The sequence below is a fragment of the Streptococcus oralis genome (assembly GCF_026782085.1).
In the GTDB taxonomy this organism is placed as follows: Bacteria; Bacillota; Bacilli; order Lactobacillales; family Streptococcaceae; genus Streptococcus; species Streptococcus oralis_DA.
This window is the reverse complement of sequence record NZ_JAKUVW010000001.1, coordinates 61,764-81,998: the sequence shown is the minus strand read 5'-3', so window position 1 is coordinate 81,998 and position 20,235 is coordinate 61,764. Positions and strand designations below refer to the sequence as shown.

Below are 20,235 nucleotides of genomic sequence, written 5' to 3'. Positions count from 1 at the left end.
CTTCTTGAAGATTTGTTAATAATTTGACCAGAAGAATTTGAGTTGAATGCAAAGAAACAATAGTGTGAATTGTGCTAAAAATCATCAAAAACACCTCATAGTGTGAATCATGAAGTGCTTGTGAACGTTGATAGTATCGTATTGATTAACGTTCTGAGGCAACTGACTTTGTCAGATTGCACCAATTTAGTATGAAAATATAAAAAAGAACACCTCGAAAGGTGCTCTCTGTAAGTATAGTAATTCTCTCGAATTAACGTTTACTAAATTGTGATGCTTTACGAGCTTTCTTAAGACCTGGTTGGGGCACCACTTATTTCATCTAATTTCAAAGTTCTTTAAAATCAACGTTTTCATAAGTTTTTAAAAAATAAAATTTCAACTAATTTCAATCAGTTTGATTAAAATAAGGTAAACTTTCATTAAAAATAAGATAAAATCGAACCAGAATATCAAAAGTTTACCCTGTACAAAATTTATATATACCAGAACAACAACATAGAAAAGAGAGCTAGGCACTCTCTTTTTTTATCTATATTTTCGTTTTCCTGCCAATGCAAGGAGGCCAGTGCTTGCTCCAATTAGAGCTAGGAGGCCTGATTCTTTCTCTCCTGTATTTTGATAGTTATTTCTTAGATTCAGCTTTTGCGTTGGTAACTTTTGCAGGCACTTGATATACTTTATCAATTTTAATCATTATAAATATCATGTCGTGTTAGTCTATCTTCATAAATTACTTCTGCCATTAATTCACCAGATAAGTTCTTTTTTGCGTTAGAAACTAGCCAATCAAGAAGATATTCTTTGGTATAATTTCTACCAAACGCTTTGTTATACATATACATTGCATGTAAATTGTCTGAAGATTTTTCAATACAATCAAGCAATCCAAGTTCATTTAGATTTTGTGCTAAAATAATTGAATCTTTTTTTAGTAAATCCATGTAGACTTTTTTTCTATATATCTCATTGGTAATTGATTCCATTTTTTCTAAAACAATATCCAATACTATACTATTTTTCTTAGGTATTGTATTTATTTGATTATTTTTGAATTCTTTTTCATATCGTTTTAATTGTGATAATGATAACGAACCTGTCTTCTTTGTGTAAATATTATAATCGAAATATCTTTTCAAAAATTCTTCCATGCTAATTTTATCTTTTTTTCTCTGTTCATATAGAATTTCTGCCAAATTTTTTGAAATAAACTCTCGTTGCTTTTCTTCCTTTAAATCTCGAAAATAAAAATACATTAGCTTATCCTCTTATTCTTTTATATATTTCTAGTATAAAACATTTTTAAAAAAGTGTCAAAAGTTTCTAATTAAATGAACCTGGATTATGAATAAATGCCGTTTACAAAAGTATTCACTTATGGAATAATAGGCTCATAAGTTGGCCGACTTATAAATTAGTAGTTGCTGTCACTATTGCACTATCAACAGACAGTTTAGGCTTATCTGCCTATGTTGATGCTTATAGAAGCCATGGAGGTAATAATATGGCAATTCCAAGTTGGAAAAGAACTCTTGAAGAAGTTCTAAAACATAAAACACAAGCTACAATAATGAGTAGCGAGAAAACTGGAAACAAATATACAGTTGATGTAATTCCAGTTCTACAAGTAGTTTCAACTGGCTCCGTTGCAAACGTTGATGGAAAATTTAAATATTCAATCGTTGATACCAAAAACAATCTAGAATATACTATTAAAACAACAAATGCAGTTGATGTTAAATTTGGTACCATTCTTCATTTTAGAAATGTTCGAGGCGGTACTACATCAGGCGAACATGGTTGGTATGCTGCTGATTCCGTCACAATTGTTGAAAAATAAAGGGGAAATTAATATGGAAATTCACGAACTTATGAGAGCATTATTGCTACATAATCTTCATGCAAATGGTGTCTTACCCACCCTGGATATTTCACACAGAGAATACGACTTAAATTCTAATTCGTTTTTGCATATATTTACTGGGGAAGTTCTTGTTAGCGGAAGTAACCTACTTGAAATTTTGTCATCTAGCTGGTTTGATACCCACAAATTAACGGAAGCAATTTTACGGGATTTCGAAAAATATGAACCAGCTAAAAACCTACAAGTAAGTGCTGAACTCAATGATTCTCAGGTAGTTATCAGTTACTACATTACTGTGAGCATTTAATTTTTTGAGCAGCTGGTGTATATTTCAGCTGCTCTTCACTTTGAGGAGGAAAAATGTTTTACTTTTTATTCAATATTTTATTAGTATTTTTTCTTTGGTATGCTCTGATTTATTCATTTATTTTCTTAAAAAGACGAGCTGATTTTTTTACTGGTAAAGTAGTAAAAACAAAAAATTTAAAGGTAGTTTCTTTACAAATCTTACTATACCAGGTTGAAACGATTTTTCACTTGGCTAAATCTATATTTAATAAATTCCAAATCTACTTCGAAGAAAAAAATACTCATAAGAGAAAAATAATAGTTCTCCAAAATGTAGTGTACCATTTAAACCAGAATTTAAACAGAGATCTTGAAATCAAGACTGTTTCTCCTTCAACTAGTAACGGAGTCGGTGTTTGGATTTATCTAGTGAACAATTTAAATGATGATGAAAAATTCTCACTAGAAAACTACTTCATAGGAGTTATTTCTAAATACACTAGTGAGTTTGCATTGGATGTATTAACTGTTGAACAGGTCATAGGCGCTGGTTGGGTTGCTATATTCGATGTCAAAACAATCGAAGAGGCAACATACAATCGTATGGCAAGACAGACTGAAATCAATCAAGAAGAAGACTTCTAAGATGATTAAAAACGTTTTTGAAGTCAACAACAGAGGTCAACCCACTCCTGTTTCTATTGATATAGACAGACACTATGCCTGGGTCGTTGCTGGACCATCAGGAGTAGGCAAGTCTACGTTTTTACGCAGGCTCATAGGATTGATTTCCTTTTATGACGAAACTGCTGAAGCATATTTCATGGATTTTAAAGCTGATGAAGATATGTTTTCAATGACTGGAAATCATGTTGCTAGAAGTTTTGAATGCCTCGACTTGTTTGAGACTGTTTATAATCGTTTTAAAGCCAGACTTAATAAGCAAGAAGAAAACTCTCATAATCTTTACCTGATTTTCGATGAGTGGCAAGCTTTCCTAGCTTATCTAGAACAGACTGATAAGAAGAAACATAAAGATATTTTATCAAAAATGTTGATGATGAATAGCATGGGTAGAAGTCTAGGTTTACGAATTATTCTGTCTAGTCAGCGGTTCTTAATGGTAGATTTACCAGGTCGGTATAACTTCAACTGTATAATTTCATTATCTACTAGTTTTCTCATGTCTACGAATAACAGGCAACTCCTTTTTCCTGATATGGAAAAAGATGAAGTTGTAGTAAAACCTAGAGGATATGGCTATTTTCAGCTAGAAGGGGAACCTGTTAAGATGTTTCGCACTATTCAAGTAAGAGACGAAGAACGGTTAAACCAGCGGATACAAGAGCTATTTTCAAGATATAGCTAGCGATTTTTCTGCTACACTTGTTTGATGCGACACTGCCCTTGCAAATGGTTTCATCGGTATAGGTGTCGGCACGACCTCATTAGCAGAAAAATGCCTATTTGCAAGGGCTTGAGGGGTGGAGATTTTTTAAGCGCAACGATGCCAAAGGCAGGGAGTGAAGCGCCAAAAAATACTACCCCGTCCCTTGTTGAATTGGCAAGCGTTCTCGGTTCGATGGGGTTTCATCGGGCAGGAGAGGCTGGGGGTTGGGCAAAGCCCCTAGATAAGATTTATTGGGGTTACTACGACCCCCAATAAATCAATATTCAATAATCATAGAAAGAAGACAAAATGGCAAAAAAACAACGTTCTAATAAATGGGCTTTTCTCATCTATAAAGAAAGTGCTCCAGAAAATTATTTAGATATTTTCGAAGAGTTACACATTCCATTTATTCTTAGTCCTTGGCACGACAAGGATATAAACAAAGAAACGGGAGAATTTAAGAAAGCACATAAGCATGGAGCATTCTACTTTGATTCTCTCAAAAGCTACTCTCAGGTGTCAGAGTTTATCCAAGATAAACTAAACGGTCCTAGCCATGTGGAACCTGTCATGTCACCAAAAGGTATGTACGATTATTTCATACATGCAGAGAACCCTGAAAAAACTTTATACAGCATAGAGGATATTGAATCAGGTTGTGGATTCGAACTTGATAAGTTCTTGATAGAGCAAAATTCAAATTTATTTTTGGAAACTGTTATCGATGTAATTACCGATAACAATTTTACCGAGTTCGAAGACTTAGTTCACTACGCTAGGAACAAAGATATTTCACTACTGGGATTAATAATTGAACGAACCTACTTTTTTACAAAATTTTTAGATTCTAGACGTTATAATCCCCAAAACAATAAAAAAACCTCATCAGAAGATACTTTGGCGAGCAATTCTGATGAAGTAGGTACAGAAGATTATAAATCTCCTGATACTTCAATTGTAGCACAATAGGGAGGATATTATGCAAGTTATTTTACCAGATGAGCAAATTAATCAGATTCAGCACCTAATTTCTGAACTAATCAAGAAAGAAATTGAAATTAGGTTAAACAATAATAATCTTAACAGTCCGTTTTTAAATAAACAACAGGCTTGCCAATATTTGGGTATCTCAAACAATACTCTTGATAGTTGGATTAAACAAGGACTGCCTACAATAAAAATAGGCAAGACTATACGATTTAATAAAGAGGCCATTAATTCATGGCTTTACTCACAAAACTAGAAATATCTATATTTTTGTTTTATAATAGTCATGATATTTTCTGGTTCGATACACAACAAGGAGAATATCATGACTATCAGTAAGACAAAAAACGGAACTTATCGCTTAAAAGTCTATATCCCAATTGAAGCACGAATGCCACTTGGAATTGTCAATAGCAATTATTACGATAAGAGATTCAAAACGAGAAAGGAGGCAAGGCAAGCTGAGATAGACTTGCTTACCAAGTTAAATCAAATAGAGGATAATGAGTTTTCAGGACTAGCAAAAGGAGATATTCTTTTCTCAAACTTCTATAACAATATCTGGTGGGACTCTTATAAAGCAGGACAAACTACATCCACTTCTAAGCCACCAAGCAAGTCAACAATTGCTAATACCAAAACATGTTTTGAAAAGCATATGCTACCACTTCTTGGCAACTATACGATTCAATTTTTAAACCAAAATAAACAGGTTATTCTAAATTTGATGACGGCAAAAGCTAACGAATATGCAAACTTCAAAACTTTACGAAGTTACGTTATTTCTATTTTTGATTGGGCGGAAGAACTTGAGTATATTGAATCAAATAGAGTTGCAAAAACTTTAAGACGAATTAAGGCTGTAAAAAAAATTCAACTTGCAGAATCAAAACGTGATGAAGATTTATATTTAACTCATGAGCAACTCCAAGAGTGGTTTTCAGCCTTTAAAGAGGATTTAGAGAATGATAAAATATCACTCAAAGATTACGTCCTTTTCTATCTCACTTTTTTCCTCGGAGATAGAAAATCAGAAACATATGCTCTCCAGTGGAAACATATCGACTTTTCAAAATCTCAGATTCAGTTAATTCAGGCTTTAGATAGATACGGACAAGTAAAATCTACCAAAGGAAATAAAAAAACAATCTTTTCTATTTCTAGTGACTTACTTCAACTTCTGACTTCATGGAAAAAACAACAAAAATATGAACTGGCAAAGTTTGGTATCATCAGTAATCCAGAACAATTCATCTTTACTTACATAGATACCAAAGGTAATATCAATAAACCTTTACATTCTGACTATCTCAATAATAAGATGAAAACTATCAGAAAGCGACACCCAGAGCTTACACACGCTACGCCACACAAACTACGTCATACGGGAGCAACGCTCGCTAAACAAGCAGGAATGAGCTTAGAAGCCATTTCTGAAGCTCTAACTCATAGCGACACAGGTACAACACAGATTTATGTCAATACTTCTAATGTAGTCCCTATGGCCGTCGGTGAATTTGCCTTACAGTCTCTAAAATAATAAGGTGAAAATAAGGTAAACTTTGAGGTGAACTTTTTCAAAAAACATAAAAAAAGCACCCATGAGGTAAACTCTTGAGTGCTTTGAAACGTTGATATAATCGTATTGATTAACGTTTTGAGAATTGTGAAGCTTTACGAGCTTTCTTAAGACCTGGTTTCTTACGCTCAACTTTACGTGAGTCACGTGTAAGAAGTCCTGCGCGTTTCAATGAATCGCGGAAGTCTGGGTCTACTTGAAGAAGGGCACGAGCGATACCGTGACGGATAGCTCCTGATTGACCAGCGTATCCACCACCTACAACATTAACGAAAACGTCGTATGAACCTACAGTTGAAGTAACTGCGAATGGTTGGTTGATTACAAGACGAAGGTCAGCGTGTGGGATGTACTCTTCAACATCTTTTTTGTTAACAGTGATTTTACCAGTTCCTGGAACAAGGCGAACGCGTGCAACAGCGTTTTTACGACGTCCAGTACCTGCATATTGTGCTTGTGACATACTTTATTGTTCCTTTCCTTAGATAAGTCCTGAAATATCAAGAACTTCTGGTTGTTGCGCAGCGTGAGTGTGCTCAGCTCCAACGAATACTTTCAATTTCATACCTTGAGCGCGGCCAAGAGTATTGTGTGGAAGCATACCTTTAACTGATTTTTCGATCAAACGTACTGCATTTTTAGAACGAAGTTCACCAGCAGAGATTTGTTTCAATCCACCTGGGTGGTTTGAGTGAGTGTAATAGATCTTATCAGTTGCTTTTTTACCAGTCAATTTAACTTTTTCAGCATTGATAACGATTACGAAGTCACCTGTATCAGTGTGTGGTGTGAATGTTGGTTTATTTTTTCCGCGAAGTACGCTAGCAACAACTGCTGAAAGGCGTCCAAGAGGTACATCAGTTGCGTCAACAACATACCATTTGCGTTCTACTTGGCCTGGTTTAGCCATGAATGTAGTTTTGTTCATGATTTCTCCTATATGAATATCGTTTTTGTTTACAGGGCGGATGTTCCGGTCCGCGGGGTATTTGAAAGGTTCCGGGGCCTTACAAATGGGGTAAACAATACCGTCTACTATCATACCAAATTTCACTACTAAAAGTCAATAGATATGAAAAATATTTTTGCCGATTTCAGTGTTTAACATCTAGAAAAACCTCGCTTTTGCGAGGCTCTCCTATTTATAAGCTAAGGCACGTTTAAAGGTTTTCCAGATTCCCAAATCATCTGTTTGAAGGACTAGACTAGCATACATGCGTCCGATAAAGGCTGTTGCAGTGACCGCAAAAACAACCGTTATGGCAAGTGAAATCCAGGCTTCTAAATCACTCGCATACCCATTTATAGCTCTAAACGGCATAAAGAAGGTCGAGATGAAAGGAATATAGGAACCAATTTTCAGAACTAAATTGTCCCCAGCAGCACCTAGAGAGGTCACACCGACAAATCCTGCTATAATCAAGATCATCAATGGCGACAAGGCCTTTCCTGAATCCTCAGGGCGAGAAACCATAGAGCCTAGGAAGGCTGCTAAAACAACGTACATAAAGAGACTAACCAAGACAAACAATAAGGTATTGAGCGAGAAGGCCTCTCCTAGATGATTTAAAATTCCAGATTGTGCCAAGATAGGGATGTCTTTAAAGAGCAGAATGGCAGCAAGTCCACCCACGACGTAAATGCCAATATGAGTCAAAATCACAAGAAGCAGAGCCAGCATGCGAGCGTAGAAATAATGACTTGCTCGGATACTAGAGAAGACCACCTCCATGATTTTGGTTCCTTTCTCGCTAGCCACTTCCTGAGCAGTGACACTAGCATAGGTAATCAAAATCATATAAAGGAAGAAGCCAAGCCCTGCGGCCGCAATGGTTTGAACAATTTTTTTGTTTTCCTTAGATTCATCAATTTTCTCAGTAAAATCAACGGTTTGACTCAGGCGTTTTTCCTGTTCTTGAGACAAATTAGCTGACGAACGATTGAGTTGGTATTGCAGTTCGTTTAGCTTATTGGTTACCGCTAGTTTGATGCCTGTTTCAAGAGAAGTTTCACCATGATAGACGGCCTTGAGGACGCTGTCCTCTTGGTCAATGGTTAGGTAACCCTTGATTTTCTCATCCTTGATAGCAGCCTGGGCACTGGCTTCATCCTTATAATCAAAGTTGATACCATTGGTACCCTTGAGCCCTTCTTCTACAGATGGCACCGTTGTTACTACTGCTATCTTGCTATTCTTGGCCATAGAAGACCCTTGGAGATAGCTAATTCCTCCAGTTAGAGCGATAAAAAAGAACGGCGAAATCACCATAAAGAAGAAACTCCACGACTTGACATGTCGAAGATAGGTTTCCTTCATTACAACCCACATATTTCTCATACTTCCACCCCTGATTCTAGTTTAAAGATTTCATCGATTGTTGGAGCCTGTTGGTCAAAGGTCGCAATATATTGACCTTGAGTGAGGATTGGGAAGAGTTCCCTTCCAGCACTTTCATCATCTAGGATCAATTTCCAACTACCTTGCTTGGTCAAGCTCACCTGTTTGACATGAGGAAGACTTTCCAATTCTTCCTTGCTTCGTTCACTTGAAACAAAAAGACGTGTTTTCCCGTATTGATTGCGAACATCCTGAACTGGTCCATGCAAGACCACACGCCCATCACGAATCATCAGGATATCATCGCAAAGCTCCTCGACATTGGTCATGACATGGTCAGAAAAGATAATGATTGCACCACGCTCTTTCTCTTTCAAGATGACTTGTTTGAGCAACTCGGTATTGACTGGATCCAAACCACTAAAAGGCTCATCCAAGATAATCAAGTCTGGCTCATGGATGAGGGTGATAATCAGCTGAATTTTCTGCTGATTCCCTTTGGAGAGGCTCTTGATTTTGTCGGTCAATTTGCCCTTCACTTCCAATTTTTCCATCCATTGGGGGAGTTTTTCCTTGACTTCTTTAGCATCCATGCCCTTTAGAGTCGCCAAATAGCGAACTTGCTCAAGGACTGTCAACTTGGGCATGAGACTGCGTTCCTCAGGCAGATAACCAATCCGTGCATAGGTTTCCTGACGAATCTCCTGCCCATCCAGACTGATCTCTCCTTGATACTCTAAAAATTTCAACATACTGTGGAAAATCGTTGTTTTCCCAGCACCATTCTTCCCGACCAAGCCCAGAATCCTTCCTGGACTTGCCTGAAAATCGACACCAAACAAGACTTGCTTGGGACCGAAACTTTTCTCTAGATTTCTTACTTCTAACATTTTCCACCTCCGAGATATGTTGCACTTATTATACTCCTTTTTGATAGCCTTTACAACGATTTATGTCCATTTTATCGGATAATAAGTAGCAAAAGTATCCTTTCTCTAATAAATTTTAAGTACTTCAGTGATAGCATTAGTATAACTCATTAAAGACCTTCTGAGATGGCTTCCTCCTCAACTATCGCTTTTCTCTTCTGAACTGTCCTTTTGAAACTAAAAATCCACCCCGAAGGATGGATTGATGAGTTAACGTACTTCTGCATTCACTTTTTCTTCGAGTGATGCCTGGATTTTTTCCATATAGCGTGCGACTTCTTCGTCTGTTAAGCTATCTTCTGGATTTTGGAAGGTCAAGCTATAGGCCATTGACTTCATGCCAACTCCCAGTTTTTCTCCTGAGAAGACGTCAAAGAGTTTGATATCTGTCAAACGTTTCACGCCTGCAGCCTGGATAGCATCTACAACTTCTTGGTGAGTCACTTCTGCCTTGAGGAGTAGGGCCACGTCACGACTGACTGCTGGGAATTTTGTGATTTCCACAAATGGAGCAGCTGGCTGAAGCGCTGCTTCGATGGCTGAAAGGTTGAGCTCCGCTACATAAGTTTCTGGAATATCGTAAGCCTTGGCAGTGACTGGATGCACTTGCCCAAGGAAACCAAGAACTTGGTCACCGAGTGAAATCACGGCTGTACGTCCTGGGTGAAGGCTAGCAATCTCAGCTGTTGCTGTATAAGTCACTTCTAGTCCCAAGCGAGTAAAGAGCGCTTCAAGGATTCCCTTAGCATAGAAGAAATCAACTGGAACTGCTGCCGTTTGGAAATCTTTTTCTGCAACCAAGCCGGTTAAGGCAAAGGCAAAACTATTGATCTCGTTTGGTAGATCTTCTTTTGGATTGCCTGTTTGTTCAAAGACTTTTCCAATCTCGTAAAGAGCCAAGTTTTTGTTCTTACGAGCCACGTTGTAGGCAACGGTATCAAGGATACCTGAGACCATATTTTGACGGAGGACAGAACGGTCCACTGTCATTGGCCACATGAGTTCTGTAAGGTTACTTGGTTGAGCTGTAAACTCAACTGCTTTTTCAGGCGTTGTCAGAGCGTAGGTAATGATTTCTGTCAAACCTGCTCCTTCAGCGATAGTACGAACTTGACGACGCAATTTTTGTGTCGCAGTCAATTCACCAGCTGTACCATCGTCTTTTGGAAGACTGGTTGGCAAGCGATCATAACCATAGATACGAGCGATTTCTTCAAAGAGGTCCGCTTCGATAGTGATATCCCAACGACGACGAGGTACGCTGACTGTAAACCTTTCTGCATTGCCAGAAAGGCCAAAGCCAAGACGACGGAAGACGTCTTCCACATCAGCATAGGAAAGCTCCGTACCAAGGACGCGGTTAACGTCTGCAAGGGTTGAAGAAACTTCCACATCAGAAGTATCAAGCTCTCCTGCTGAAACGATGCCCTTACGCACCGTCGCACCTGCAAGATCAGCAATCATGCTCGCTGCCGCATCAAGGGCTTCGTTAACAGTTGCCACATTGATGCCTTTTTCAAAGCGAGAAGATGATTCAGAGCGTAGGTTGAGGCGTCCGCTAGTCTTGCGAATCGATTTGCCATTGAAAACAGCTGCTTCAAGGACCACACGACTAGATTTTTCAGAGATTTCTGTAGCTTGTCCGCCCATAACACCTGCAAGAGCAACTGGCTTGTCTGCAACAGTGATGACTAAGTCATTTACTTCCAAGTCACGTTCTTCACCGTCCAAGGTCACCAATTTTTCACCAGCACGCGCTTCACGCACACGGATGTCAGTCCCTTCAAAGGTATCCAAATCAAAGGCATGCATCGGTTGACCAAAGTAGAGCAGGATGTAGTTGGTTACGTCCACTACGTTATTGATGGGACGAATGCCTTCGTTCATGAGGAGGTTTTGCAACCATTGTGGACTTGGTGCGATGGTCACATTATCCAAGATACGGGCCGCATAGTAAGGCGCCTTGTCTGTCTCAATGCCTACAGAAAGGGCGTCTGCTGCAGATTCATTTGTTTCTGTTAAGGTAAATGCTTTAAAGTTAACTGCCTTATCATAGATAGCTGCTACTTCGTGAGCCACACCACGCATAGATAGAGCGTCTGCACGGTTTGGTGTGATAGAAAGTTCGATGATTTCATCATCCAAGTCTAGATATGAGAAGACTTCCTCACCTGGTACTGCATCTTGAGGCAAGATTTGAATACCATCTGCGAATTCCTTCGGTACGACCGAGTCAGAAATACCTAATTCACCAAGCGAACAGATCATTCCAAGTGACTCTAAACCACGGATTTTCCCTTTTTTAATCTTGTAATTGTCAGCAATACGAGCTCCCGGAAGAGCCACCATGACCTTGATACCAGCACGCACATTGGGGGCACCACAAACGATTTGACGGGCTTCTTCTTCGCCAACGTTAACCTGACAGACATGCAAGTGAGTTTCTGGTACATCTTCGCAAGACAAGACCTCGCCGACGACAATTTTTGAGAGACCGGCAGCCGGTGATTTGACACCTTCGACCTCAATCCCTGTAGTTGACATTTTTTCAGCCAACTCTTGTGATGGCACATCAATGTCCACCAATTCTTTTAACCATTTATAAGATACAAGCATAATTTAGTTCTCCAGAATGACAGTTGCCACTCTAGTTTTTTCCTTTCCTATCATTTCAATAGAAGAATTCTCTTCTTACCTTAATTTCTTTTTCAGTAACCAATCTGTATCTACTTTTTGACCAACCATAAAATGATGTTGGCTAAATTTCTCAAAACCATATCGGTTATAAAACGCTTGAGCTTTTGTATTATGCTCCCAAACACCTAACCAAGTCCAGGAAAAACTATTTTTGGTAGCAAATTCAAGAGCAAATTCAAACAGTTTCTTACCGATTCCAAATCCTTGGAATTTTTGTAGCACATAGAGGCGTTGAATTTCAAAAGCATCCTCTAATTCTCTCTCAGTCTGAGCACTTCCCCAGTTGACTTTGAGAAAACCAGCTATCTCCTCTTCATGCATAATGAAATAGGTTTCGGATTCTGGATTTTCTAACTCAGTTGACAAAACTCTCAGACTATAAGCCTCTTCAAAGTATTCCTGTAACTGCTCTTCCGTATTATCATGAGCAAATGTTTCACGAAAGGTTTGTTTGGCAATTTTGGACAACACCCCAACATCTGCCTTTTCTACTTTTCTAATCATTATTTAAACTGTTCTGAGAAGCGGACATCTCCTTGGTAGAAGCCACGGATATCGTTGATTCCGTAACGGAGCATGGCTACACGCTCTTGTCCAAGACCAAAGGCAAAGCCAGAGTAAACAGTCGCATCGATTCCACTCATTTCAAGGACACGTGGGTGAACCATACCGGCACCCATAATTTCGATCCAACCTGTTTTCTTACATACGTTACAGCCTTCTCCACCACACTTGAAGCAGGAAACATCCACTTCAACAGATGGCTCTGTGAATGGGAAATAAGATGGACGCAGACGGATCTGACGCTCTTCACCAAACATTTTTTGGACGATCAACTGAAGGGTTCCTTGAAGGTCTGCCATAGAGATGTTTTTCCCAACAACCAAGCCTTCGATTTGGTGGAACTGGTGACTGTGGGTTGCATCGTCCGTATCACGACGGAACACACGTCCTGGTGAGATCATTTTCAAAGGACCTTTAGAAAAATCATGAGCGTCCATAGCACGCGCCTGAACTGGAGACGTGTGAGTACGAAGCAAGATTTCTTCTGTGATGTAGAAAGTATCCTGCATATCGCGAGCTGGGTGATCTTTTGGAAGGTTCATACGCTCGAAGTTATAGTAGTCTTGCTCCACTTCAAAACCATCCACGACTTGGTAACCCATCCCGATGAAAATATCTTCGATTTCTTCACTGGTTTGTGTGAGGACATGACGATGACCAGTCGCAACTGGGCGACCTGGAAGTGTCACATCAATGCTCTCACTTGCTAGTTGAGCTGCGACTTTCTTTTCTTCCAAGAGTTTCGCTGTTTCTTCAAAGGCAGCTGTCAAGACATCACGCGCTTCATTGACGTGTTTCCCGATGATTGGGCGCATCTCAGCAGAAACATCTTTCATCCCTTTGAGGATTTCAGTAAGCGACCCTTTTTTACCAAGGACAGAGACACGCAAATCTTGCATCTCTTTTTCATTTTCAGCAGTAATCTGCTTCAAGCTAGCCAGCGTTTCTTCGCGAAGCGCTTTTAATTGTTCTTCAATAGTTGACATAATTCCTCCATCAGTCGCTCGTAGATAAAAAGAAAACCACATGCCAAAAACTCCACTCGGAGCGTTGACACGCGGTACCATCCGTTTCATCTGACAAGTCAGACCTTCATTTCTAAATCCATGCGCAAGTGAATTCGCCCAGCTTTCATATAGAGAGCTTGCAGTCACGGCTCTCCTCCCTGATATACTTCCCTTGAGTTACTAGTCTTGCGGATTCCTATTCAATTACTACTTAGTTTATCAGATTTTTACCATTCTTGCAAGACCTATCTCACTTCTGCTTGCCTTTAAATCGCCATTGGAAGCGAAGCTTGTCATAGAAAGGAAATTCGATAAACAAGACTCCCAAACCTACACAGAAACTGGCAAGCACATCTGATGGGTAGTGAACTCCCAGATAGACCCGAGATAGAAGCACACTGACGAGGTAGAAGCCAAGGACAATTTGCACAACTTTTCTCCAAACCGGATCTTTCATCCGTTGACTGAGAATGACAATCAAAGTGCCTACCATCAAAGTTACAGCCAGAGAATGCCCACTTGGGAAGGAAAATCCCTTCTCCTCGACTAGGTGTAAGATAGCTGGTCGTGGGCGCTGGTAAATATTTTTAAAGGTCACAATCAAAAGACCGGCTAAGGCTAGATTGCCCGCCATGAAGTAGCTTTCTATCTTCCACTGCTTACGATAAAAGATAACAGCTGCGATGGCAACCCAGGTGATAATCACTGGGATATCAATCAAATGTGTAAGGGCTCGGAACAGAACTGTCAAATAATCTGGTAAATCCCCACGAATAGCTGTCTGAAGCGGTTGATCAAAACCGACCAACGTTTCAGGATAGAACTTAACCATATAGCCAAGAAGGACGAAAAGTAAAAGGGCAAAACTGCCCTTCATTAAAAATGTTTGTTTATCTCTCATAATGTTTTAAGGTTGGTTTCAAGAGGACGTATAACAACCAGAATGAAACGGCAAAGATGATACCTTCAATCAGGTTAAAAGGTAAAACCATAGTCATCAAGTAGTTAGAAAGTCCTATAATTTCTCTAATATCAAAGTTGGCAAACTGCGCGTATAAAGGAACCGCATAGACATAGTTGAGAACCAACATTGCCACAGTCAAACCAATAGTTCCAGCGAGAGAGCCTAGTAGGAAACTAAGGGTTGTTCGTTCCTTTTTCCAAATCATAGCAAATACGATGACAAAAACTCCCAAAGCTATGATATTCATTGGCAACCCAATGTAAGTATTCACTCCTTGGCTATTCAGAAGCAACTTCAAGAGTGAGCGCATCAAGAGAATTCCTAGAGCAGCTGGCAAATCCATCACCACCAAGCCCACAAGGACTGGCAAGATACTAAACTCGATCTTGAGGAAGGTCGCAGCTGGCAAGAGCGGAAAGTCAAAGTACATCAGCACAAATGAAATGGCTGATAAAATCGCAATGGTCGAAAGTCGACGTGTGTTTGTCATAACAGGTTCCTCCAATTTTCTATAAAATCAGAAGAAGTTGGAAAGGATCCCTCTATCTATTCTCACTTTTTATATCCCAAAAGCTCCCTCTCACTCTTTTGAGCAAGCGGTTGCAATTCATCTATAAACTCATCAGAACAGACAAAGCCATTCTTTCGTCTTCTCCCATCCAGACTATACTGTCGGTTGTGGAATCGCACCACATCAGCTTGCGCTCGCGGACTTCTTTAACTAAGATATTTTGGATTAATCTAGGCGTTGTAGTCGAAGATAATACTTAAAGTATATCGAGACAAGACAACGACGAGAAAGCTAAAATAGCTAGTCAAATTTACCGCCGGTCGGGAATTTCACCCTGCCCTGAAGACCCCTTTATCATAACAAAAAACGCTTGCAAGTGCAAGCATTTTGATTATTTCAATTTATCTGCTTCATAGGTGTGAACAAGCTCAAGACCTGCAAAGTTCTGCTGGCGGAGGGCTTCATAAACAATCATGCATACGGTATTGGAAACATTGAGACTGCGGACATGTTCATCGTTCATAGGAATGCGGAGAGCTGTCTCAGGATGTTCACGCATAAAGTCCTCTGGCAAGCCCTTGTCTTCACGTCCGAAAAGAAAATAGTGGTCTTCGTCAGTCGATAAATCCACCTCAGAATACACTTTCTCAGCAAATTTCGAAATCAGATAGACTTGTCCTTTCATCTGAGACATAAAGTCTGCCAAGTTATCATAAAAATGAATCTCTAACTTATCCCAATAATCCAAACCAGCCCGTTTCATCTTGCGATCATCAATGGGAAAGCCCATTGGTTTAATGATGTGGAGGGGAGAATTGGTCGCAGCGCAGGTACGCGCAATGTTACCTGTATTTTGCGGAATCTGAGGTTCAAATAATACAATGTGATTTGTCATGACGGGTTTCCTTTTACCATTGCAAAAAAATAGCCACACTGCCCGGAGTCAAGCTCAGCAAACAGCGTGGTTAAGGCGTCGTTAACTTACCTCACAACAGGTTTGAAGTAAATCAGCGAAACTACTTCCTTAGTATAACACTTTCAGAATCATTGTCAATAGAAACGACTTGATTTTTTTACTTTTTTTGATGATATTTTCATGTTTGGTTATTCCCTTTCTGAAAAGGTATATAAAAGAGCCAAATCACTTCAAATCAGGGACATTGTCATAGCAGTTAAACAATTGTATCTTCAAAACTTGAAAAAAGCCTTTCTTCCCCTAAAAATCGCCTTAGCAAGTGCATTTTTTGCTAAAAAAGGGTATGATAGTTACATCATGAAAAAGTAGGTTTTTTATATGAAAATTGTCCTTGTTGGTGGAGGGAAAGTTGGTTTCGCCCTCTGTCGTTCACTGGTTGCAGAAAACCATGACGTTGTCCTCATCGAACAAGATGAGGCTGTCCTCAATCACATTGTCAGTCGCTATGATATCATAGGTCTCCTTGGAAATGGTGCTGACTTTGCCATCTTAGAGCAAGCCGGTGTCCAAGAGTGCGATATCTTTATCGCCCTAACCGAACACGATGAAGTGAATATGATTTCAGCGGTACTTGCTAAAAAAATGGGCGCTAAAGAAACCATCGTTCGGGTGCGAAATCCTGAATACTCTAATGCCTATTTTAAAGAGAAAAATATTCTTGGATTTTCACTTATTGTTAATCCAGAGCTCCTGGCAGCGCGTGCGATCTCAAATATCATTGATTTCCCTAATGCCCTCTCTGTCGAACGATTTGCTGGAGGTCGGGTCAGTCTCATGGAATTTGTTGTCAAGGACTCTAGCGGTCTTTGTCAAATGCCAATCTCAGACTTCCGTAAAAAATTTGGTAACATCATTGTCTGTGCTATGGAGAGGGATCATCAACTTATGATTCCAAGCGGTGATGTTATTATCCAAGACAAGGATAGGATTTTTGTTACGGGAAATCGTGTAGATATGATGCTTTTCCATAACTATTTTAAATCTCGTGCAGTGAAAAGCTTACTTATCGTTGGAGCTGGAAAAATCGCTTATTATCTGCTTGGCATTTTAAAAGACAGTCGCATTGATACCAAGGTCATCGAGATTAATCCTGAAAGAGCTCGTTTCTTCAGTGAAAAGTTCCCCAATCTCTATATTGTCCAAGGAGATGGAACTGCAAAAGACATTTTGCTGGAAGAAAGTGCTCCCCACTATGATGCAGTCGCAACCTTGACTGGAGTTGATGAGGAAAATATCATCACTTCTATGTTTCTTGACCGTGTTGGTGTCCGTAAGAATATCACCAAGGTCAACCGAACAAGCCTTCTAGAGATTATCCACGCACCTGATTTTTCAAGTATCATCACACCAAAAAGCATCGCAGTGGATACCATTATGCACTTTATCCGCGGTCGAGTAAACGCTCAGTACTCAGACCTTCAAGCCATGCACCATCTCGCAAACGGTCAAATTGAAACTCTCCAATTCCAAATCAAGGAAGCTAATAAAATGACTGCCAAACCTCTATCACAGTTGAAATTGAAAAAAGGGGTTCTCATTGCAGCCATTATCCGAAAAGGAAAAACAATCTTCCCTACTGGAGAGGATATGCTTGAGGTGGGAGACAAGTTACTCGTGACGACCTTATTGCCAAATATCACCAAAATTTATGATTTGATTGAGAGGTAAAAAATGAATAAAAGTATGATTCGTTACCTCCTCTCAAAACTTCTCTTGATTGAGGCTGTTCTTCTCCTAGTCCCTGTTAGTGTAGCGATCTATTACCAAGAATCCAGTCAAGTATTTATCGCTCTCTTTTCTACGATTGGAATTTTAGTCCTTCTCGGTGGTCTAGGCGTTTTACGGAAACCGAAAAATCAGCGGATTTATGCCAAGGAAGGGGTCTTAATTGTTGCTCTCTGTTGGATTCTATGGTCTTTCTTTGGTGGCCTCCCCTTTGTCTTTTCAGGACAAATCCCCAGCATCATCGATGCCTTCTTTGAAATCAGTTCTGGATTTACAACGACTGGTGCTACTATCCTAACAGATGTTTCCGTTCTCACTCGTTCCCTCCTCTTCTGGAGAAGTTTCACCCACTTGATCGGAGGGATGGGGGTACTCGTCTTTGCACTTGCCATTATGGACAATGCCAAGAATAGTCACTTGGAGGTGATGAAGGCTGAGGTCCCTGGACCTGTCTTTGGCAAGGTCGTATCCAAGCTAAAAAACACTGCCCAGATTCTCTATCTGCTTTATCTGGCTCTCTTCTCCCTTTTTGTGGTTATCTACTATCTAGCAGGCATGCCTCTCTATGATAGTTTTGTCATCGCTATGGGAACGGCAGGAACTGGGGGCTTTACCGTCTATAACGACGGAATTGCCCACTATGGTAGCTCGCTCATCACCTATCTAGTTAGTATCGGAGTTCTGGTTTTTGGAGTTAACTTCAATCTCTACTACTACCTCATGCTCCGTCGGGTTAAGGCTTTCTTGGGAGATGAAGAACTACGAGCATATATCATCATTGTCCTAGTTTCTACAGGCTTGATTACGCTTAATACACTCCACCTCTATCAAGGTGTCTCTAAGAGTGTTGAAATGGCCTTCTTCCAGGTTTCCAATATCATCACGACAACAGGTTTTGGTTACGGAGATATTACCAACTGGCCCCTCTTCTCCCAATTTATCCTCCTCTTCCTCATGGGAATCGGTGGATCAGCTGGCTCAACTGCAGGTGGTCTCAAAATTATCCGTGGACTGATCCTCACGAAAATTGCTAAAAATCAAATTTTGTCCATCTTATCCCCTCACCGTGTTTTGACTCTACACGTCAATAAAACTGTGATTGATAAGGATACCCAGCACAAGATTCTTAAATATTTTGCTATCTATATGATGATTATTCTCTCCCTCATCTTTATCGTCAGTCTTGATAGCAATGATTTTCTAGTCGTGACCAGTGCGGTCTTCAGCTGTTTTAACAATATCGGACCTATTCTAGGTACAACCTCGAGTTTTGCCATCTTTAGTCCCATCTCTAAAATCCTACTCTCCTTTGCAATGATTGCAGGTCGTTTAGAGATATACCCAATTTTGCTACTCTTTATGAAACGTACCTGGTCTAAACGTTAATGATAATACAATTCCCCTTTTACAAGCTAGTAGAAGGGGAATTTTTTCTATTAAAAATGAGAAGACCTTTCGGCCCTCTCCTAGTCTGTTTATTTTTTAAGAGCTTCTTTGTATCGAGCAACTTCTGCTTGATTGGCCCAAACATAGTGACCTGGACGAATTTCTACCATAGATGGCTTGTCTGTCTCATAGTCATGTTGGTCAGGATCGTAAACTTTCAAGACCTTCTTGCGTTCCAAGATTGGATCTGGAATCGGTACAGCAGATAGAAGCGCTTGAGTGTATGGGTGGACAGGATTGTTAAACAACTCCTCTGTCTCCGCCACTTCGACGATAACTCCCTTATAGATAACCGCGATACGATCTGAGATAAAGCGAACAACTGACAAGTCATGGGCGATAAAGAGATAGGTCAAGCCCAACTCTTTTTGGAACTTCTTGAGCAAGTTCAAGACTTGCGCACGCACTGATACGTCCAAGGCTGAAATTGGCTCATCCGCAATAACGAAATCAGGTTCCATCACAAGAGCACGGGCAATCCCGATACGCTGGCGTTGACCACCAGAAAACTCGTGTGGGTAACGGGTCAAGTGTTCTTTCAAAAGTCCAACTTCATGAATCATCTTTTGAACTTTTTCTTTTCGATCTTCTTCATCTTTAAACAAGTGATAGTTGTAAAGACCTTCAGAGATGATATAGTCAACTGTCGCACGCTCATTCAAGCTAGCTGCAGGGTCCTGGAAAATCATCTGGATACGACGGATCAAATCTGATGATTCCTTATGAGATTTCTTCCCATTAATCTTATGACCATCAAAGATGATCTCACCTTTACTAGTATTATTTAGACCAATAATAGCACGACCAATCGTTGTTTTCCCACTACCAGACTCACCTACAAGAGAGAATGTTTCTCCCTTGTTGATAAAGAAGTTGGCGTTTTTAACCGCAACAAACTTCTTACTTCCTTCACCGAAGGAAATTTCTAAATCTTTAATTTCTACTAATTTTTCAGACATTCCCTTCC

22 protein-coding genes and 1 riboswitch are annotated in these 20,235 nt (G+C 39.8%); of the genes, 9 read left to right on the top strand and 13 right to left on the bottom strand.

Annotated elements, in window-relative coordinates; translation table 11 throughout:
• Positions 1–528 precede the first annotated feature (528 nt).
• Together MK395_RS00450 and MK395_RS00445 are read right to left on the bottom strand one after the other, a co-directional pair.
• Positions 529–687: an LPXTG cell wall anchor domain-containing protein gene (locus tag MK395_RS00450; RefSeq protein WP_243701284.1), complete on the bottom strand. Its 159-nt coding sequence runs from the start codon at positions 685–687 to the stop codon at positions 529–531.
• 2 nt (positions 688–689) lie between these two features.
• Entirely contained in the window at positions 690–1,256 is a 567-nt protein-coding gene (locus MK395_RS00445) for a hypothetical protein (protein WP_132972627.1), read from the bottom strand.
• Positions 1,257–1,504: 248 nt separating this feature from the next.
• On the opposite strand from MK395_RS00445, the gene MK395_RS00440 reads away from it, so the two are divergent.
• The 7 genes from MK395_RS00440 to MK395_RS00410 all read left to right on the top strand — a co-directional run bounded on the left by MK395_RS00440 (position 1,505) and on the right by MK395_RS00410 (position 6,072).
• The gene (locus tag MK395_RS00440; protein ID WP_132972629.1) at positions 1,505–1,840 is read left to right on the top strand and encodes a hypothetical protein; all 336 of its coding nucleotides are present in this window, start codon (positions 1,505–1,507) and stop codon (positions 1,838–1,840) included.
• Between the two features lie 13 nt (positions 1,841–1,853).
• Positions 1,854–2,171: a hypothetical protein gene (locus MK395_RS00435; protein ID WP_132972631.1), complete on the top strand. Its 318-nt coding sequence runs from the start codon at positions 1,854–1,856 to the stop codon at positions 2,169–2,171.
• Between the two features lie 53 nt (positions 2,172–2,224).
• Positions 2,225–2,797 (top strand): hypothetical protein, encoded by a 573-nt coding sequence (locus tag MK395_RS00430; RefSeq protein WP_132972633.1) that lies wholly within the window; start codon positions 2,225–2,227, stop codon positions 2,795–2,797.
• Between the two features lies 1 nt (position 2,798).
• A complete protein-coding gene (locus tag MK395_RS00425) occupies positions 2,799–3,521 on the top strand; it encodes a P-loop NTPase family protein (protein WP_132972635.1) in 723 nt (240 codons plus the stop codon).
• A 330-nt stretch (positions 3,522–3,851) separates the two neighbouring features.
• Positions 3,852–4,514 (top strand): replication protein, encoded by a 663-nt coding sequence (locus tag MK395_RS00420; RefSeq protein ID WP_132972637.1) that lies wholly within the window; start codon positions 3,852–3,854, stop codon positions 4,512–4,514.
• Positions 4,515–4,524: 10 nt separating this feature from the next.
• Positions 4,525–4,788, top strand: coding sequence for a helix-turn-helix domain-containing protein (locus MK395_RS00415; RefSeq protein WP_132972639.1), 264 nt, complete (start codon positions 4,525–4,527; stop codon positions 4,786–4,788).
• 69 nt (positions 4,789–4,857) lie between these two features.
• Positions 4,858–6,072 carry a site-specific integrase gene (locus MK395_RS00410; RefSeq protein WP_268711055.1) on the top strand — a complete coding sequence of 405 codons (1,215 nt, stop codon included), beginning with the start codon at positions 4,858–4,860 and terminating at the stop codon, positions 6,070–6,072.
• A gap of 109 nt (positions 6,073–6,181) precedes the next feature.
• Here MK395_RS00410 and rpsI read toward each other — a convergent pair whose 3' ends face one another.
• From rpsI to MK395_RS00360, 10 genes are all read right to left on the bottom strand, one after another.
• A complete protein-coding gene (rpsI, locus tag MK395_RS00405) occupies positions 6,182–6,574 on the bottom strand; it encodes a 30S ribosomal protein S9 (RefSeq protein ID WP_000075973.1) in 393 nt (130 codons plus the stop codon).
• Between the two features lie 18 nt (positions 6,575–6,592).
• Positions 6,593–7,039, bottom strand: a complete 447-nt coding sequence (gene rplM, locus MK395_RS00400) for a 50S ribosomal protein L13 (RefSeq protein ID WP_001044624.1) — start codon at positions 7,037–7,039, stop codon at positions 6,593–6,595.
• Between the two features lie 210 nt (positions 7,040–7,249).
• On the bottom strand, positions 7,250–8,449 hold the full coding sequence (locus MK395_RS00395) for an ABC transporter permease (protein WP_268711054.1): 1,200 nt from the start codon (positions 8,447–8,449) through the stop codon (positions 7,250–7,252).
• Positions 8,446–9,339, bottom strand: coding sequence for an ABC transporter ATP-binding protein (locus MK395_RS00390; RefSeq protein ID WP_084911743.1), 894 nt, complete (start codon positions 9,337–9,339; stop codon positions 8,446–8,448). The genes MK395_RS00395 and MK395_RS00390 overlap by 4 nt, the downstream gene beginning before the upstream one ends.
• Before the next feature lie 249 nt (positions 9,340–9,588).
• Positions 9,589–11,994: a phenylalanine--tRNA ligase subunit beta gene (gene pheT / locus MK395_RS00385; protein WP_268711053.1), complete on the bottom strand. Its 2,406-nt coding sequence runs from the start codon at positions 11,992–11,994 to the stop codon at positions 9,589–9,591.
• A gap of 75 nt (positions 11,995–12,069) precedes the next feature.
• Positions 12,070–12,579 carry a GNAT family N-acetyltransferase gene (locus MK395_RS00380; RefSeq protein ID WP_084880072.1) on the bottom strand — a complete coding sequence of 170 codons (510 nt, stop codon included), beginning with the start codon at positions 12,577–12,579 and terminating at the stop codon, positions 12,070–12,072.
• Positions 12,579–13,625, bottom strand: a complete 1,047-nt coding sequence (gene pheS / locus MK395_RS00375; protein WP_000103743.1) for a phenylalanine--tRNA ligase subunit alpha — start codon at positions 13,623–13,625, stop codon at positions 12,579–12,581. The genes MK395_RS00380 and pheS overlap by 1 nt, the downstream gene beginning before the upstream one ends.
• Before the next feature lie 271 nt (positions 13,626–13,896).
• Positions 13,897–14,547 (bottom strand): phosphatase PAP2 family protein, encoded by a 651-nt coding sequence (locus tag MK395_RS00370; RefSeq protein ID WP_268711052.1) that lies wholly within the window; start codon positions 14,545–14,547, stop codon positions 13,897–13,899.
• Positions 14,537–15,100, bottom strand: a complete 564-nt coding sequence (locus MK395_RS00365; protein WP_268711051.1) for an ECF transporter S component — start codon at positions 15,098–15,100, stop codon at positions 14,537–14,539. Before MK395_RS00365 ends, MK395_RS00370 begins: the two co-directional genes overlap by 11 nt.
• A 153-nt stretch (positions 15,101–15,253) precedes the next feature.
• A riboswitch (FMN riboswitch) is annotated at positions 15,254–15,472 on the bottom strand.
• A 40-nt stretch (positions 15,473–15,512) separates the two neighbouring features.
• On the bottom strand, positions 15,513–16,016 hold the full coding sequence (locus tag MK395_RS00360; RefSeq protein WP_000181361.1) for a tRNA (cytidine(34)-2'-O)-methyltransferase: 504 nt from the start codon (positions 16,014–16,016) through the stop codon (positions 15,513–15,515).
• A gap of 399 nt (positions 16,017–16,415) precedes the next feature.
• Between MK395_RS00360 and trkA the strand changes: the two genes are divergently transcribed.
• Together trkA and MK395_RS00350 are read left to right on the top strand one after the other, a co-directional pair.
• Complete coding sequence (gene trkA, locus MK395_RS00355) at positions 16,416–17,765, top strand: Trk system potassium transporter TrkA (RefSeq protein WP_084936814.1); 1,350 nt, start codon at positions 16,416–16,418, stop codon at positions 17,763–17,765.
• A 3-nt stretch (positions 17,766–17,768) separates the two neighbouring features.
• Entirely contained in the window at positions 17,769–19,208 is a 1,440-nt protein-coding gene (locus tag MK395_RS00350; RefSeq protein WP_084936813.1) for a TrkH family potassium uptake protein, read from the top strand.
• An 89-nt stretch (positions 19,209–19,297) separates the two neighbouring features.
• On the opposite strand, the gene MK395_RS00345 is transcribed toward MK395_RS00350, so the two are convergent.
• Positions 19,298–20,227, bottom strand: coding sequence for an ATP-binding cassette domain-containing protein (locus MK395_RS00345; protein ID WP_001291311.1), 930 nt, complete (start codon positions 20,225–20,227; stop codon positions 19,298–19,300).
• Between the last annotated feature and the right edge of the window lie 8 nt (positions 20,228–20,235).

Coding starts and splice junctions, on each gene's coding strand:
- MK395_RS00445 (WP_132972627.1), bottom strand. CDS start 1,256: ATGTATTTTTATTTTCGAGATTTAAAGGAAGAAAAGCAACGAGAGTTT.
- MK395_RS00440 (WP_132972629.1), top strand. CDS start 1,505: ATGGCAATTCCAAGTTGGAAAAGAACTCTTGAAGAAGTTCTAAAACAT.
- MK395_RS00435 (WP_132972631.1), top strand. CDS start 1,854: ATGGAAATTCACGAACTTATGAGAGCATTATTGCTACATAATCTTCAT.
- MK395_RS00430 (WP_132972633.1), top strand. CDS start 2,225: ATGTTTTACTTTTTATTCAATATTTTATTAGTATTTTTTCTTTGGTAT.
- MK395_RS00425 (WP_132972635.1), top strand. CDS start 2,799: ATGATTAAAAACGTTTTTGAAGTCAACAACAGAGGTCAACCCACTCCT.
- MK395_RS00420 (WP_132972637.1), top strand. CDS start 3,852: ATGGCAAAAAAACAACGTTCTAATAAATGGGCTTTTCTCATCTATAAA.
- MK395_RS00415 (WP_132972639.1), top strand. CDS start 4,525: ATGCAAGTTATTTTACCAGATGAGCAAATTAATCAGATTCAGCACCTA.
- MK395_RS00410 (WP_268711055.1), top strand. CDS start 4,858: ATGACTATCAGTAAGACAAAAAACGGAACTTATCGCTTAAAAGTCTAT.
- rpsI (WP_000075973.1), bottom strand. CDS start 6,574: ATGTCACAAGCACAATATGCAGGTACTGGACGTCGTAAAAACGCTGTT.
- rplM (WP_001044624.1), bottom strand. CDS start 7,039: ATGAACAAAACTACATTCATGGCTAAACCAGGCCAAGTAGAACGCAAA.
- MK395_RS00395 (WP_268711054.1), bottom strand. CDS start 8,449: ATGAGAAATATGTGGGTTGTAATGAAGGAAACCTATCTTCGACATGTC.
- MK395_RS00390 (WP_084911743.1), bottom strand. CDS start 9,339: ATGTTAGAAGTAAGAAATCTAGAGAAAAGTTTCGGTCCCAAGCAAGTC.
- pheT (WP_268711053.1), bottom strand. CDS start 11,994: ATGCTTGTATCTTATAAATGGTTAAAAGAATTGGTGGACATTGATGTG.
- MK395_RS00380 (WP_084880072.1), bottom strand. CDS start 12,579: ATGATTAGAAAAGTAGAAAAGGCAGATGTTGGGGTGTTGTCCAAAATT.
- pheS (WP_000103743.1), bottom strand. CDS start 13,625: ATGTCAACTATTGAAGAACAATTAAAAGCGCTTCGCGAAGAAACGCTG.
- MK395_RS00370 (WP_268711052.1), bottom strand. CDS start 14,547: ATGAGAGATAAACAAACATTTTTAATGAAGGGCAGTTTTGCCCTTTTA.
- MK395_RS00365 (WP_268711051.1), bottom strand. CDS start 15,100: ATGACAAACACACGTCGACTTTCGACCATTGCGATTTTATCAGCCATT.
- MK395_RS00360 (WP_000181361.1), bottom strand. CDS start 16,016: ATGACAAATCACATTGTATTATTTGAACCTCAGATTCCGCAAAATACA.
- trkA (WP_084936814.1), top strand. CDS start 16,416: ATGAAAATTGTCCTTGTTGGTGGAGGGAAAGTTGGTTTCGCCCTCTGT.
- MK395_RS00350 (WP_084936813.1), top strand. CDS start 17,769: ATGAATAAAAGTATGATTCGTTACCTCCTCTCAAAACTTCTCTTGATT.
- MK395_RS00345 (WP_001291311.1), bottom strand. CDS start 20,227: ATGTCTGAAAAATTAGTAGAAATTAAAGATTTAGAAATTTCCTTCGGT.